We start from the raw sequence: 14,936 nt of genomic DNA, 5'->3' as shown, positions 1-14,936 counted from the left end.
TTAGCCAACAATCTGTTTTTATAAATAAAAAAAGAAGCAAACAATTTGTAACATTTATTCTATAAAAGCGTCAAATCTTGAATTAAATTACGGTACTTTGTAACTTATTACATTCCTGATTAAGATTACTCAATTTCTGAATACAATAATATTGAAACCAGTGAGTTTAGAACTAGGAAGCTAGTCACGATATTTTCGTTATGGACAATAAAAAATTTATTTTAAGTTTAAAAAAAGGTAATGAAACAGCTTTCAAAGAAGTTTACTTCAGCTACTATGATAAACTGATAAATATTGCTAAACGATTTAATTCTTCTGTATTTACTCCCGAAGACTTTGTTCAAGAAACTTTCATAAGATTATATAATAAAAGAGAACTGCTTAACGAAGAGGTGCTGTTTGACAAACAGATATTTGTTATCTGTAAGAACATTATTCTCAATCATGTCAACAGGGAAAATAAAATAATTCCGCTTGATCCTTCTCAAGTTGAAATGATTGATGAGGAAATTGACTCAGGAATTTTTGAAGAAAGACAAGAAAAACTTCAAAATTTTATTAATCAGCTTCCAGAACAGCAACAAAAAATATTCACTTTACACAAACTGGAAAACCTTAGCTATAAGGAGATTGCAGAATTAACAGATCTTTCTGAAAAGACCATTGCCAATCATATTTATCTCGCCAGTAAATTTATTCGAAAAAAAATCGAAAACCATTAGGAACTTTTTAGTTCTCGTTTGTTATACTATAAAACAAGAACTAAAAATGCATATCGAAGCGTATAAAACTAATGTAAAAACAAAGAAAGATGCAAGCTTGCTTGTGGCTTATCTTCAGTTTGTCATTTCTGACTGTATCATAAATTTTGATAAACAAGGACGCGAAAACATCCTTAAAATAGAAACGAATCGAGAAATCAAAGAAATGGTTTACAGTGTTTTTACCAAACAAGGATTTCATTGTCAAATTATTTAATATCTAGAAAAGATGGATCAGGAAAAATTTGACGAAGAATTTAAAAAGTTATGGGAAGAATCTCCCCTATCTCATTCCGACAGTGATAAAGAAGCTTCGTGGGAACAATTTCATGCTAAAACATTTTCTGAGAAGAAGAGAAAATATAAGCCTTGGCATCTTTATGCTGCGGCTTCGGTTTTACTTTTTGCACTTATTGGAACTGGAATTTATTTTACCGAAACATCAGCTTCTGTTGAAAATGCAGTTCTTGCCGAAAATGTAATTGAGAATAAAACCTCAACTATAAAATATGTCGTTTTACCAGACAGCTCAAAAGTAGAATTAAGTCCGAACTCTAAAATTATTTACGGAAACAATTTTGCTTTAAACAGAAAAATTGAAATTGATGGTGAAGCTTATTTTAAAGTTAAAAAAGACAAACAGCATCCTTTTCAGGTCTTTTGCGATGAAACAACAACTACTGTTTTAGGAACTTCTTTTATAGTTAAAGAAACTGAAAACGAACGAGTGACCGTCGAGCTTTTTGAAGGAAGCGTTCAAATGAATGTAAAAGGCCAAAGCCAAAAATGGATTTTGAAACCAGGGGAGAAATTCACATACGGAAACCAAACTGCTTCAGTATCAGAATTTAGCCGTTTTATAGATTTTGATAATGAAAATCTTTCTGCTGTAAGTCATTACATCGAAGAGAATTATGGCTATAAAGTGGTTCTTCCGAAAGAAAACCAAAATCAGAAAATCACTATTCGAATCAATCGAAAAGAAGATCTAAAAACGATTCTACAATTACTATCAGAAATGTATAACCTAAACTTTGAAATAAATGAAGATTTAAAGCAGATCACTTTTCAATGAAGACAAAAAAGGATGTAAGCCGCGAAACTCCACATCCTCCTTAATGTTCAGGATAACATTAAGTTATCCATTTAATAATATTCAAAAATACAAAATTTCATGAAGCATATAATTTCAGCGTGCTTTTTTTTATTCAGTTTATGTATGTCTGCCCAGAGCGTCACAGTAACTGTAGATCAAAACGTAACTTTAAAAGAATTCTTCAAACAGATTGAAAGTCAAACCGATTTTAAATTTGCTTTTACAGATCAGATAGATACCAATAAAAAGTATTTTACGCAAAAAAACACGTATAAGAATATCGAAATGAGCAAACTTATTTCGGAATTGAACCAAACTTCTATTGTACAATTTTCTATAACTGGCAATAATATTTTTGTAAAACAGAAAGCTCAAACTCAGAAGCCGACCAAAAAAAAAAGTAAGCTGACAGGCCGCATTTTTGATGATGAAAGACAACCCGTTATTGGCGCCAATGTTTTTATTAAAGAATTGGAAACTGGTGTTGTAACAGATGTTAATGGAAATTACAGCATTGATGTTCCAAACGGAAATTATACCATTCAAGTAAGTTATGTTGGATTTAAAAATGAGGAAAAACGAGTTTCTGTTACAGATGATAATAGAGTCAATTTCAACATAGATCCAGATAGCCAGCAACTAGGAGAAGTTATTGTAATGAATAACAAAGCGGTTGACATCAAAACAACACAAATGAGTGTTAATAAGCTTTCTATGCAGGAAATCAAAAAAATTCCTGTTGCAATGGGCGAACCTGATCCGTTAAAATCAATTTTGACTTTACCTGGAGTTACCAATGCTGGTGAAGCTTCTTCTGGTTTTAATGTCCGCGGAGGTGCTGCCGATCAGAATTTGATTCTTTTAGATGGCGCTCCTGTATATGCAGATTCGCACATGTTTGGGTTCTTTTCTATTTTTAATGCTGATATCGTTAATGGTTTAGATTTATATAAAGGCGGAATTCCGTCAAAATTTGGAGGACGCGTTTCTTCTGTTTTAGATGTTACACAGCAAACAGGAGATTTTGAAGAATATAAAGTAAACGGAGGAATCGGAATTATCTCAAGCCGACTTTTAGTTCAAGGTCCTTTACAAAAAGAAAAAGGTTCGTTTATCCTTTCCGGACGTGCCTCGTACGCGCATTTGTTCATGAAACTGGCAGATAATAACAACTCTGCCATGTTTTATGATTTGAATGCTAAATTAAATTATCGCTTTAATGCTAAAAACACCTTGTCTTTTTCTGGTTATTTTGGAAATGATATATTCGATATTAATGATCGTTTTGCTAGCACCTACGGAAGCACAATGGGAATTTTAAGCTGGAAACATAAATTTTCTGACCGCTTAAACAGCAATTTATCTACTTTCTACAGTGATTATAGATTTAATTTAGAAATTCCGATCGAAAGTTTTAAATGGGATAGCAATATTGCGAGTTACGGATTGAAGTACAATTGGAATTTCCAGCAGTCTGAGAAGTTCAAAATCAATTATGGTGTTGATGGTTTGTATTACAATTTCAATCCTGGAGTTGTAAAACCTACTTCTCCAGATTCTCAGTTTAATTATATGCAGTTGGACAAAAAATATGCTTTAGAGGCTTCTGCTTTTGTTGATTTTGAAAATCAGATTACAGAGAAACTGAATTTCCGTTACGGACTTCGCTACAGCATGTTTTATCGTTTAGGAGATGAAACCATCAGCACTTACGAAAATGGTCAGGCGGTTGTATACAATCCGTTATATAAAATTTATGAGGAAGGAACGCCAAACGGAAGCATTTCATACGGAAAAGGAAAAACCATCAACAAGTTTAATAATTTCGAACCTAGAGCTGCCTTGTCTTATGCTTTTAATGACGAATCTTCTATAAAAGCAAGTTACAATAGAATGGCACAGTACATTCATATTTTATCAAATACACAGTCACCGTTGCCAATGAGCATCTGGACACCAAGCGGACCTTTTACAAAACCTCAGCTTTTGGATCAGTATGCTATGGGATATTTTAGAAATTTCAAAGACGGAGATTACTCTTTAGAAACCGAATTATTTTATAAAAATGTTCAAAATCGTATTGACTATATTGACGGCGCTGATATTTTGGCTAACAACAATATTGAGCAAGTTATTCTAAACGGAAAAGCCAGATCTTACGGAATGGAATTGTTGTTCAGAAAAAATACTGGCGTTTTTACCGGATGGGTTTCGTACACTTTATCAAGAGCTGAACAAAAAACTCCGGGAAGAACTCCCGAAGAACCAGGAATTGCAAATGGCGACTGGTATTTATCTGGTTATGACAAACTGCATAATCTGAGCATTGTAGGAAGTTATGAACTGAACCCGAAATGGTCTTTTAATGGAAATTTCACTTTACAGTCTGGTCAGCCTGTTACTTATGCCAATGGATACTACGAAATGGGAGGCATTCATATTCCGAATTATTCTTTAAGAAATGAAAACAGATTACCGCTTTTCCATCACTTAGATGTGGCGGCAACTTACACGCCAAAACCAGATAAAAAGAAAGGATGGCAAAGCTATTGGGTATTTAGCCTTTACAATATTTACAACAGAAAAAATGCTGCCTCTATGAGTTTTACGACCAATGAAGATACAGGAGCAAATGAAACCAGAAGACTTTCTATTTTCGGAATTGTACCTGGGGTTTCTTATAATTTTAAATTTTAATGCTATGAATAAATTGAAAAAATATACGATAATGAATAGAGCGCTGGCATTAATAAGTCTTCTTTTTGTTTTTTCTTTTGCTTCTTGCGAAGATGTGGTGAATCTGGATCTGGAAACTGGTGAAACCAAATTGGTAATCGATGCTGAAATAATCTGGAAAAAAGGAACTGACGGAAAGGAACAAACTATAAAAATTAGTAAAACGGCTCCTTATTACAACAATTCTACGCCAAAAGTTTCTGGCGCACAAGTACGAATAGAAAACAGTAACGGAGATGTTTTTACCTTTAACGAAACTGAGGCAGGAGTTTACAAATGCACCAATTTTATTCCTGTAATTGATGCCGATTATAAATTATTTATCAATGCTGAAGGGCAAAGTTTTACCGCAACAGAAAAGTTAACTTCTACAACTCCAATCACTAAAATCGAACAAAATATCGTTCCTGATTTTGACGGAACAGATATCATTGAATTGACTTTTTATTACAACGACCCAGCAGATCAGATCAATTATTATGTAACCGATTATCAAGCTTCATTTTTGATTTATCCCGAATATGAAATTACAAATGATGAATTTTATAACGGAAACGAAATCAGTACAAGATATTCTAATGAAGACAAAATGAAACCTGGAAATACGGTTACAATTACGCACAGAGGCGTTTCTAAAAACTTCTATAATTACTGGAAATTAATTTTAGAAGCTTCAAGCTCAAATCCGTTTCTTGTTCCTCCAGGAAATATTAGAGGAAATATTATCAACACTTCCGATTCCAATAATTTCGCCTTTGGCTATTTTAGACTTTGCGAAGCTGATCAAGTTGATTATTTGGTGAAATAAAAATCTATTATATAAATTAGAAAACCCTTAAACATTGCTGTCTAAGGGTTTTTCTTTTTTTTTAATATTTTGTTTTATTCCACTTCAAAAATGGCTTGTATTTCAACCGAAGAATTAACTGGTATAGATGAAGCTCCAAAAGTGGCTCTGGCATGTTTTCCTTTTTCCCCGAAGATTTCAACAGTAAGATTAGAAGCTACATTCATTAAATCGGCGTGTTTAGTGTAATCGTCTTTGGTATTGAAAATTCCTGTAAGCTGTACACATCGTTTTACACGGCTTAAATCGCCATCAAGAGCTTCATTCAAAACTGAAATTACATTAAGCATTGTTGCTTGCGTTGCGTCTTTTACCTTCTGTTCATCTAGATTTACGCCTAATTTCCCAGGATTTAAAATCTTCCCATCTTTTAAAGCAACCTGATTAATAAATATCAAATTTCCTGAACGCACAAAAGGCTGATAATTTCCTGCTGGTTTTGGGACTTGTGGCAGCACAATATTTTTTTCTTTTAATACATCATTGATTGACGTTTGCTGTTTTTCTGCTATTTCCTTTTTCAAAAAAGTTCCTTTTAGTGCCAATGCAACTTTTGCAAAGTTTTTTCCCTGTAATTCTGCCAAGTAACGTTCGTCTTTTGTTGGTCTTGGTACATCTTTTAAAGAAGCCAAACTCGTAGTTCCTAATACCGAATTTCCCTGCGGAATCTTTTTATCTATTTTTTCGTTTCCTCTAATTCCGTTTGAAACCAAAACCATTCCGTGCACAGCTAGACTATTCCAAAAAGACTGCAATGCCAATTCTTTTCCAGCTCCGCTTCCTGCCGACATAAATACGGTTGCCGGCATTCCTTCTAAAGCATGATTCGTCCATAAATCAACCGTTTTTGAAAGGAAATCACTCATAGCTGTACTAATATTTCCGAAATAAACCGGAGAACCAAATGCAATTCCATCGTAGGTTTTCAGTTCGTCAACTGTAGCAACTGGCACATCTTTAAGTTTTGCGTTTGCAGATGCTTTAACTTGCTTAATTACTGCACGAACATTCGGTTCGCTTTCTATTCCTTTTGCTATTTCTTTCGCCAGTTCATATGTTCCTCCATTATCAGAATGAATAAGCACTAATACATTTGCCGTTTTATTTTGTGCCGTAATTACAGTATTTGTCAGTGCTAAAATTGCTATTAAAAAAAGCTGCAGTTTTTTCATGTCGTTTTAAATTATATTGATTCACAAAAATAGCTCTGACGTTTTTATTAACTTTGCCAAAAAGTATATGCAAAACGCCAATTTAAAATGCGGATTATCTGAAAAAAGCGAAGGCCATTATGTAGACGACATAGCGACCAATGCCTACGTGTGGTATGATACAAATTGGAAACATGATGATTATGAACACAAACATCATCGTTCTCAGCTAACTTTTGTTGAAGAAGGGTATCAATATTTTCACATGGATGAAAAAGTATATCTCGTTCCTCAAAACCATGTTATCTGGATACCTTCTGCCAAAGAACATCGCATTACTTCAGAATCTAAAACAGTAAATCTGATGATTGTACTTTTTAAATCGATTCCCGAAAAAGATTTTTATAAAAATGTACACGTATTTTCAGCTCCTCCTGTTTTGAAAGAAATGATTTTGTACGCTTCTAAATGGGATAAAGAATTAATTGACAATGAAGAAAAGACTAGCTTTTTAAATGCGCTTTTAACCAGTCTTCCTTCGTTTTGCAAGGAAAATAATTCCCTTCAAATTCCTGTTCCCACCGATAGCCGTCTAATTCCAGTTTGCAACGAGATCAACAGAAATTATCAATATACTTTTGATATTGAAGAACTGGCAAAACTGGCACAAATGTCGGTTCGAAGTTTACAGCGTATTTTTAAACAGAACACCAATATTACAATTCAGAAATATTTGCAGTTAATTCGTATTCTAAAAAGCATTGAACTTCTCGATGCGAACCAATATACCTTGAGCCAAATTGCTTTTATGGTTGGTTACAAAAGTCTTTCTGCTTTTAGCACTTCTTATTTTTCCGTAATTAAAGAGAAACCTAAAGCTAGAAAATGATTATTTAGCCCAATCCTCTTTATTTATTTGATATACAAAATTCAATTTTGGCTTTTCTCCAAAATAAGCCACTTCTTCTTCGTCCACTTTTTTGGCTCCTACTCTTGAAATCGCAATTTGTGATCGGATATTTTCTGAACCAATATGAAATTTCACTTTCGAAACATATTGAAAAAGATAATCCAACATTGTTTTTTTTACACTTTGGTTCACGCCTTTTCCCCAGCAAGAAACCGCATAAAAAGTATAGCCAATAAAAATACTATCATCTTCTTGATTGAAATCGTAAAATCTTGTACTTCCGATAAACTCTCCTGTTTCTTTACTTATAATCTTAAAAGCGCCTTTACTTTTCATGGCTCCTTCAAAGAAATTTTCAAAGACTTCTTTTTTCCATCGGTCTTTGTTTGGATGCTGTTCCCAAATTTTAGGATCGGAAGCTACTTTGTACAAAGCCTCAAAATCTTTTTCTTCTAAAGGAGACAAAATGCAAAGATCATTTTCTAAAACGGGCTGTAAATTAAAATTCATATTTTTTGTTGTTATAATACTAATTCCTCAAAAACAGGGTCTTGCAAAAGTGCTGTATACAAAGATTCTATAGATTTTTTTGGACCATGTATTTGCCATTCTAAAACTATATGATCCAGATTACGACGCTGTGTAATCAGTTTTGATTTTACGCCATAGACTGAAAAAAGCTCATTGCATCTTGCGTATCCGCTATCAGAACGTTTAAAAGTTATTTGAAGGGTTTTATGTGCGTTGATGAGGTCTATTTTATTCTGAAGAAAAGTAAGCACCGTAAGAATGGAAAGAATCATCAAGGCCGCACAAGCCGATGCAAAATAATAACCCGCTCCTACTCCCATACTAACTGCTGCAACAGACCATATTGTTGCAGCCGTCGTAATGCCGCTAACATGATTATCTGATCTAAAAATCACTCCTGCGCAAAGAAAACCTAAACCCGTTACAATATTAGAAGCTATTCTATCTGGATTTCCTGCTCCGCCAATCCATTCGGACATAAACGTAAAGAAACAAGCCCCAACAGAAATCATTATCGTGGTGCGAAGACCAGCTGCTTTTCCGCTGTATTCTCTTTCGGCACCAATTAAAGCTCCCCAAAATGCCGCTAAAAGCAATCTTATGACAATTTCTAGTTCCATTAAAGTGTTCTTTTTTTTAAATAAAATTAAGGAAAAAACACAAAAAAACCTCCAAAATCAAAATGACTTTGAAGGTTTTCTACTTTGTCTTACTTATATTCTTCTTCTTTTTGTTTGTACCAATCTTTCATCACATAAAAAGCTTTCTTTTTAATTCCGTTGCTTGAAATTAATCCTTTACGATTAAAGAAATCCTGAATGTTTGGCAATTGTCTTCTTGGCGATCTAAAGTCAACTAGAATCCAAGGTGAAACTCCTGCTAAACCTTCAATACGATCGAACATTTGTGTATTCTGAATGTACAATTCTTCTTGATATTCTTCGTTCCAACGTTCTTTTTTATCGCCGTGCAAACCTTGCAGCGCTTCGCCACCAAACTCACTTATAATAACGGGCTTGTTGTACGGAATTACCCATTGCATGTCTTTGCAAGATTCATTGGTTCCTCTGTACCAGCCCAAATATTGGTTGAAACTTACAATATCTACATATTCATTCATATTATCATGAAGCGTGTTGATGTTATTTGAACTCGAAGTAACTTCCATCGCCATACTAATCAAACGAGAATTATCTTGCGTGCGCGCATATTTTGCCAGTTTGCTCAAGAAAGCATCTCGGTCATCGCCATGTGGCGTTTCATTGGCAATTGACCAAATTACGATTCCGCAACGATTTTTGTCTCTGTAAATCATATCGTGGAGCTGACGTTCGGCATTAGCATACGTATCTGGATTTGTCCACGAAATGGTCCAATAAACCGGAACTTCAGACCAAATCATTAATCCCATTTTTTCAGCTTCTCTTACCATATTTTCGTTGTGCGGATAATGCGCCAAACGAACATAATTACAGCCTAATTCTTTTGCCCAAGTCAATAACGTAATGGCATCTTCTTGAGACCAAGCTCTTCCAGATCTGAAAGGCGCTTCTTCATGAATGCTGATTCCGCGTAAAAAGACTTTTTTTCCGTTTAAAAGAATCTCTTTGCCTTTCGTTTCAATAGTTCTAAAACCAATTTGATCCGCGATATTTTCATCTGCTTTAGAAATCGTTACATCATACAATTTTGGTCTTTCTGGCGTCCATAAAACGGGATTGGCTTTAATTTCAAAATAGGCAATTCCTTTTGCATCAGTCGTAACGCTCTTTTTAATTTTCAGTTCTGGAATTGAAACCGAAACAGACTGATTTGCCGATTCGCTATTTAATTTTATCCAACCTGAAATTTTTCCTTTTTCTTTTTTATCCAATTGAACTAAATAATCTTCAATATAAGTATTCGGAACCTGAACCAGAGTTACGTCTCTTGTAATGCCGCCATAATTCCACCAATCCATATTTACGGTTGGCACGTTGTCTTTGTGGCGTTTGTTATCGACTTTTACGACTACGAAATTATTTCCGTCAACTAATAAATTGGTTACGTCAAAATTAAAAGGTGTGTAACCGCCAATATGTGTTCCTGCCAATTTTCCGTTTACATAAACTTTTGCATCATAATTAACCGCGCCGAAATGGAGAATTCCTTTGCTTTTGGAATCTTTCTTATAGCTAAAGTCTTTCTGAAACCAAACCGTTCCTTCGTAAAAAAATAATCTTTGGTCTTTCGAATTCCAATCTGACGGAATATCCATTACTGCTGAGGTTGCAAAATTATATTCGCTCAACTCTGTGGTATTCCACTTTTTATTTTCGAAAAATCCGTTGTCTTTAAAAGGTTCTAAACGGTAATTAAAATATCCGTTTTCCAGCGGATCTACGATATAACTCCATTTTCCGTTTAAAGTAATATTGTTTCGCGAGGAAATATTAGCCACCAACGGAATTTCCTGCGCTATTGTTTTTCCCATTAACAGAAAAGCACAGCACAGCATTATTATCTTTTTCATAGTTAAAATCATTTTGGTTTTTGAAGGTCTTTAGTTAGTAAAATATGAAGGTTATAAAGTTAAAAAGTTTCTGAATTTGACTAGTAAACAAACATTTCATATTAGTTAAAAATAACCCATCAAATACTTATCAGTTTTATTGTATGAAGCTTATTTAGTCGTTTTTCATTCTTTATTTATACTAAAATCAGGTATTTTCAATATGTCGCTCCGCTGGAGCTTTTGAATATGGGAATTTAAATTATACTATAAATATTTTGCTCCGCTAGCAATTCATAAAAACTCACAATTTTTAGATATTAATTTTTAGTTTATATTTAATCCAAAAAGATTTATCCTTTTTTCATTATACATGGAACAATTAGAAAACATAATAAAACAAGTTTCAACTAAAAACAAAAGAAACCTTTTTACTTTTTTAACTGGTGCTGGAATTTCTTCTGAAAGTGGAATTCCGACCTATAGAGGTGTTGATGGTATTTGGATCAAGGGAACAAAATTTCACAAACCTGAAGAGTTTGGAACTTTTAAATACTTCAAAGAAAACCCCGAAGAAGTTTGGCAATATTCATTGTTTAGAAAAAAAATGTTCGAAAATGCAACGCCAAATGCAAGTCATTACGAATTGGTTGAAATTGAAAACATTTTAAAAGACAGATTTCATCTGATTACTCAAAATATAGACAACTTACACCGATTAAGCGGAACAGAAAGGATTTTCGAAATTCATGGAAATAATAGACAAATAAAGTGTTCAAACGGTTGCAAAGAAATTATAAATCTGCCCGAAGAAATAAAAGGAAAAGACATCGATGAAGATTTAACTGAAAAAGAAATAGAGCTTTTAAAATGCAAAAATTGTAGAAGTTGGATGAGACCAAATATTTTATGGTTTGATGAATACTACGATGAACAAACAAATAAAAAATTCAGTTCTTTGAAAATTGCCAAAAACTCTGGAATACTTTTTATTCTAGGAACTTCTGGCGCCACGAATCTACCTGTTGCAATTGCAGAAACCACTTTAAAATATGGCGGAACTATTGTTGATATCAATATAGAAGACAATCAGTTTACGGCTTTAATAAAAGATAAAAAGAATAAAATCATTATTCGAAAAACATCTACTGAAGCTTTAAAATTGATTAAAGAAATGATCCGAAACATCAATTTGGCTTAATAAAATTACCGACAAATAAAAAAGCCATTTCAACTAAGAAATGGCTTCAGATTCTTTTATCAACCCTAAAATTTTCCCGTAAGCAATAGCTGCTTTATGAACTTGAACCGTCCAATCTTCAGCAGCATTATCATCGGCTCCATCAGAAATATATTTTAGGCTTAAAAACGGAATATTTTCTTTCATGGCAATCATAGCTAGAGCGTAAGCTTCCATATCAACCACATTGTAGGCGTCTGAGCAATGTCCCATTTCGAAATTATCGCCTGTTCCGCAGATTCCTTCTTTTAGATTATCCATTAACAAACCATATTCTAAAACTGGCGGTAAACAAGAAAGAGGCGTTTCGTATAATGCAAAACCTAATCCGCGAACGTCCATATCTCTTTGAACGAATTTGGTACAGCAGATTACCTCACCTTTTTGAAAGCAGCTGCTTCCCGCTGAACCCAGATTTACAATAACAGACGGCTTTTTCTTTAGAATGGCTTTTGTCAACTCGTAAGCTGCATTTACTTTTCCGATTCCCGTAATTAAAACATTGTGACCTTTAAAAACTTCTGCTGCTTCAGATTCGAGCGCAAAACAGAATAATATATCTTCAACAGCAAAGGATGCTGTTTGGTTAATTTGTATCATGCGTAACTCCTTTTCGGTTTACAAAAATACGTTTAAAAATTTACGTTGCTCTAACTTAAATTTAAAATCCAAAAAAGACGTTAAAGTCCGTTTTATCTATTGGATTTTATGATTTAAAAAATACATTTGCTAGAACCACTAAAAAAGTCTTAAAAAAGAAAGGAAAAACTGCATGGATAATGAAAAATTTATTTTCTGCCTTGAAGGCGTTAAAGATATAGACGATCATACCCCGACACATGTGGTAAAATGTCTTGAAGAACTGGCTATTGACCAAGGCATTTCGAGCATTCATAAAACTTGCGACACGATTGAGGGTTTAGAAGAAAGTTTGAATATTTTACTTTACGAAGATCATAATTTCAAAGATTATGAAATTATTTATCTAGCAATGCCTGGTCAGGAAAACAATATCTGCCTTCACGATTATTATTACAGCATTGAAGAAATTGCCGAATTGTTTGAAGGAAAAATGAAAGGTAAAATTATTCATTTTGCCAATCTTAAAGTTTTAGACTTAAACGAAGAAGAAGCACAATATTTCTTAGATATTACTGGTGCTAGAGCTATTTCTGGCTACGGTTCTACTTATAATAAAATTGCGAGTTGCAGTACAATTGATAAAGCCTTTTTTAGTCTGTATCAGGAAAACGACAATTTGATTGAAGTGGTCGAAGATCTTTATGCTAAACATTACAATCTGTGCAAACTGCTTGACTTTAGATTATATTATTAAAAATGAAAAAGAAGCAGGCAGAGAAAATAAAAACGTATGGCCCAAAAGGATTTCGAGAGAAATTTTTAGGAGAAGACAATCCTATTCATTTGCTTTTCAAATCGAATTCGGATCATTTTTTCTGTCTGGAAATTGAAGAAATGATGCAAATGCAGCATCCTGTTCCACCTTCTAAACATTCTTGCCATACTTTAATTTTTATTTCTTCTGGTCAGCATGTTATGAAATTAGGATACCAGGAATATGTTACGACCGATAATCAAATGATTATGGTTCCCGCTGGTCAGATCTTTTCGCTAGACAATATCAATAATATTCACAAAGGTTATATCTGCCAGTTTCATCCTGATATTTTGATTCGGAAATATGGCAGTCGCGAATTGTTGAATGATTTTGATTTTTTGAAAATTTCTGGAAATCCGAAAATCAAACTGGCTTCCGAAGACATTGAACCAATTACAAACATCTTCGAGCGATTGAAAAAGGAATATTCGGAAACTACAATTGCAGATTTGAATATTGTTCAATCGTATCTGATTACGCTATTTTACGAGATGAATAAAAATGCTGTAAAAACTGTAAAAAACATTTCGGCAGCAGAAGCCATTACAGCAAAATTCAAAGAATTGATTCACGATCATATAAAAACCCAGCATCAGGTAAATTACTATTCTTCTCTATTGAATGTCACTCCAAACCATTTAAATAAATGTGTTAAGACCATAACAGGAAAATCTGCTGTTAAATGGATTGACGAAAACATATTGCTCGAAGCTAAATATTTACTCTTTCAAACTACCCTTTCTGTAGGTGAAATAGCAGCACAAGTAGGCTTTGAAGATCAATCTTACTTTAGTCGTTTTTTCAAAAAAACAGAAGGAATTTCTCCAATTCGATATCGAAAATTGATTGATAAGTCCCAATTATTGATTAGAGAATCCTAACAAATATCTAGACGTTTTTCAGAAATTTGCTTCCTCAAAAATGCAAATTATGATTTATGTTTTTAAAACTTCCGTTGATAACCAAGCCAAATTTGAATCGGCTTCTGCATTACTAAATCAATTATTACCAGAATCTCAATGGAATTTCGATCTTGAAGATTGCGATAATATCTTACGAGTTGACAGCGAATTGAATGTTACAGCATTACTTCAAAACAATTCTGTTTTCGATTGCATCGAATTAGAATAAAACCTTACATGCCTTTTTAAATTTATTATGGAATCAAAATTATACCAAAACCGAACTTTTGAAACGATTGATTATTCGGATCAGAGTTTAGCCAATACCGAATTTGTAAACTGCGAATTCATTAACTGCAACTTTTCTAAAAGCGATTTGAGTCATAATGATTTTATGGATTCTACTTTTAAAAACTGCAATCTTTCATTGGCCGTGCTAAGAAATACAGGTTTGAAAAACATCAAATTTATTGGCTGTAAATTAATGGGGCTTGATTTTAGTGCCTGCAATAGTTTTTTGTTTTCTATGAATTTTGAAGATTGTGTTTTGGACTATTCTACTTTCATTTACAAAAAACTAAAGAAAACCTATTTTACAGATTGTTCTTTAAAAGAAACTGACTTTTCGAATACCGATTTATCGCTGGCTATTTTTAAAAACTGCGATCTTTCGGGTGCCACTTTCGTGGAAAGCATTTTGGAAAAAACAGATTTTAGAACTTCCAGAAACTATGCTTTTGATCCATCAGAAAATAAGATTAAAGGAACAAAGGTTTCTCATACGGCACTTGCAGGTTTATTAGAAAAATTTGATTTATTTATTGAGTAGTTGTTAGTTTTCAGTCTCAGTTTTCAGCTACCCCCATGACTGA

16 protein-coding genes are annotated in these 14,936 nt (G+C 33.5%); 11 read left to right on the top strand and 5 right to left on the bottom strand.

Going from position 1 to position 14,936, the window contains the following annotated elements:
• The first annotated feature begins 200 nt into the window (after positions 1–200).
• From JI750_RS19260 to JI750_RS19240, 5 genes are all read left to right on the top strand, one after another.
• On the top strand, positions 201–722 hold the full coding sequence (locus JI750_RS19260) for an RNA polymerase sigma factor (protein ID WP_202006006.1): 522 nt from the start codon (positions 201–203) through the stop codon (positions 720–722).
• A 46-nt stretch (positions 723–768) separates the two neighbouring features.
• A complete protein-coding gene (locus JI750_RS19255) occupies positions 769–978 on the top strand; it encodes a hypothetical protein (protein ID WP_202006004.1) in 210 nt (69 codons plus the stop codon).
• Between the two features lie 12 nt (positions 979–990).
• Positions 991–1,836, top strand: coding sequence for a FecR family protein (locus JI750_RS19250; RefSeq protein ID WP_202006002.1), 846 nt, complete (start codon positions 991–993; stop codon positions 1,834–1,836).
• A 99-nt stretch (positions 1,837–1,935) separates the two neighbouring features.
• The gene (locus JI750_RS19245; RefSeq protein WP_202006000.1) at positions 1,936–4,554 is read left to right on the top strand and encodes a TonB-dependent receptor; all 2,619 of its coding nucleotides are present in this window, start codon (positions 1,936–1,938) and stop codon (positions 4,552–4,554) included.
• Between the two features lie 4 nt (positions 4,555–4,558).
• On the top strand, positions 4,559–5,401 hold the full coding sequence (locus JI750_RS19240) for a DUF4249 domain-containing protein (RefSeq protein ID WP_236673104.1): 843 nt from the start codon (positions 4,559–4,561) through the stop codon (positions 5,399–5,401).
• Positions 5,402–5,475: 74 nt separating this feature from the next.
• On the opposite strand, the gene JI750_RS19235 is transcribed toward JI750_RS19240, so the two are convergent.
• A complete protein-coding gene (locus JI750_RS19235; RefSeq protein ID WP_202005996.1) occupies positions 5,476–6,612 on the bottom strand; it encodes an Atu1372/SO_1960 family protein in 1,137 nt (378 codons plus the stop codon).
• Positions 6,613–6,679: 67 nt separating this feature from the next.
• On the opposite strand from JI750_RS19235, the gene JI750_RS19230 reads away from it, so the two are divergent.
• A complete protein-coding gene (locus JI750_RS19230; RefSeq protein WP_202005994.1) occupies positions 6,680–7,480 on the top strand; it encodes a helix-turn-helix domain-containing protein in 801 nt (266 codons plus the stop codon).
• Here the strand turns inward: JI750_RS19230 and JI750_RS19225 are convergent, their stop codons facing one another.
• From JI750_RS19225 to JI750_RS19215, 3 genes are all read right to left on the bottom strand, one after another.
• Positions 7,481–8,011: a GNAT family N-acetyltransferase gene (locus tag JI750_RS19225; RefSeq protein WP_202005992.1), complete on the bottom strand. Its 531-nt coding sequence runs from the start codon at positions 8,009–8,011 to the stop codon at positions 7,481–7,483. It abuts the gene before it with no gap.
• Between the two features lie 11 nt (positions 8,012–8,022).
• Positions 8,023–8,652, bottom strand: coding sequence for an MgtC/SapB family protein (locus JI750_RS19220; RefSeq protein ID WP_202005990.1), 630 nt, complete (start codon positions 8,650–8,652; stop codon positions 8,023–8,025).
• 89 nt (positions 8,653–8,741) lie between these two features.
• Complete coding sequence (locus tag JI750_RS19215; protein WP_202005987.1) at positions 8,742–10,544, bottom strand: glycoside hydrolase family 2 protein; 1,803 nt, start codon at positions 10,542–10,544, stop codon at positions 8,742–8,744.
• Positions 10,545–10,896: 352 nt separating this feature from the next.
• Here JI750_RS19215 and JI750_RS19210 point away from each other — a divergent pair, with 352 nt between their 5' ends.
• Positions 10,897–11,724, top strand: a complete 828-nt coding sequence (locus JI750_RS19210) for an SIR2 family NAD-dependent protein deacylase (protein WP_202005985.1) — start codon at positions 10,897–10,899, stop codon at positions 11,722–11,724.
• 33 nt (positions 11,725–11,757) lie between these two features.
• Here the strand turns inward: JI750_RS19210 and JI750_RS19205 are convergent, their stop codons facing one another.
• Positions 11,758–12,363 carry a 5'-methylthioadenosine/S-adenosylhomocysteine nucleosidase family protein gene (locus JI750_RS19205; RefSeq protein WP_202005983.1) on the bottom strand — a complete coding sequence of 202 codons (606 nt, stop codon included), beginning with the start codon at positions 12,361–12,363 and terminating at the stop codon, positions 11,758–11,760.
• Positions 12,364–12,535: 172 nt separating this feature from the next.
• Here JI750_RS19205 and JI750_RS19200 point away from each other — a divergent pair, with 172 nt between their 5' ends.
• From JI750_RS19200 to JI750_RS19185, 4 genes are read left to right on the top strand one after another with little or no spacing between them, the layout of a single operon-like run.
• Positions 12,536–13,099, top strand: a complete 564-nt coding sequence (locus tag JI750_RS19200; protein ID WP_111380078.1) for a DUF6642 family protein — start codon at positions 12,536–12,538, stop codon at positions 13,097–13,099.
• A gap of 2 nt (positions 13,100–13,101) precedes the next feature.
• On the top strand, positions 13,102–14,043 hold the full coding sequence (locus JI750_RS19195; protein WP_236673103.1) for a helix-turn-helix domain-containing protein: 942 nt from the start codon (positions 13,102–13,104) through the stop codon (positions 14,041–14,043).
• Between the two features lie 49 nt (positions 14,044–14,092).
• On the top strand, positions 14,093–14,293 hold the full coding sequence (locus tag JI750_RS19190) for a hypothetical protein (protein ID WP_202005981.1): 201 nt from the start codon (positions 14,093–14,095) through the stop codon (positions 14,291–14,293).
• A 24-nt stretch (positions 14,294–14,317) separates the two neighbouring features.
• A complete protein-coding gene (locus JI750_RS19185) occupies positions 14,318–14,893 on the top strand; it encodes a pentapeptide repeat-containing protein (RefSeq protein ID WP_439649353.1) in 576 nt (191 codons plus the stop codon).
• Positions 14,894–14,936 lie beyond the last annotated feature (43 nt).

It is taken from the genome of Flavobacterium tagetis, from assembly GCF_016735615.1.
Classification (GTDB): domain Bacteria; phylum Bacteroidota; class Bacteroidia; order Flavobacteriales; family Flavobacteriaceae; genus Flavobacterium; species Flavobacterium tagetis.
The sequence above is the reverse complement of the archived record's forward strand: the minus strand, read 5'-3'. Positions and strand labels throughout refer to the sequence as shown.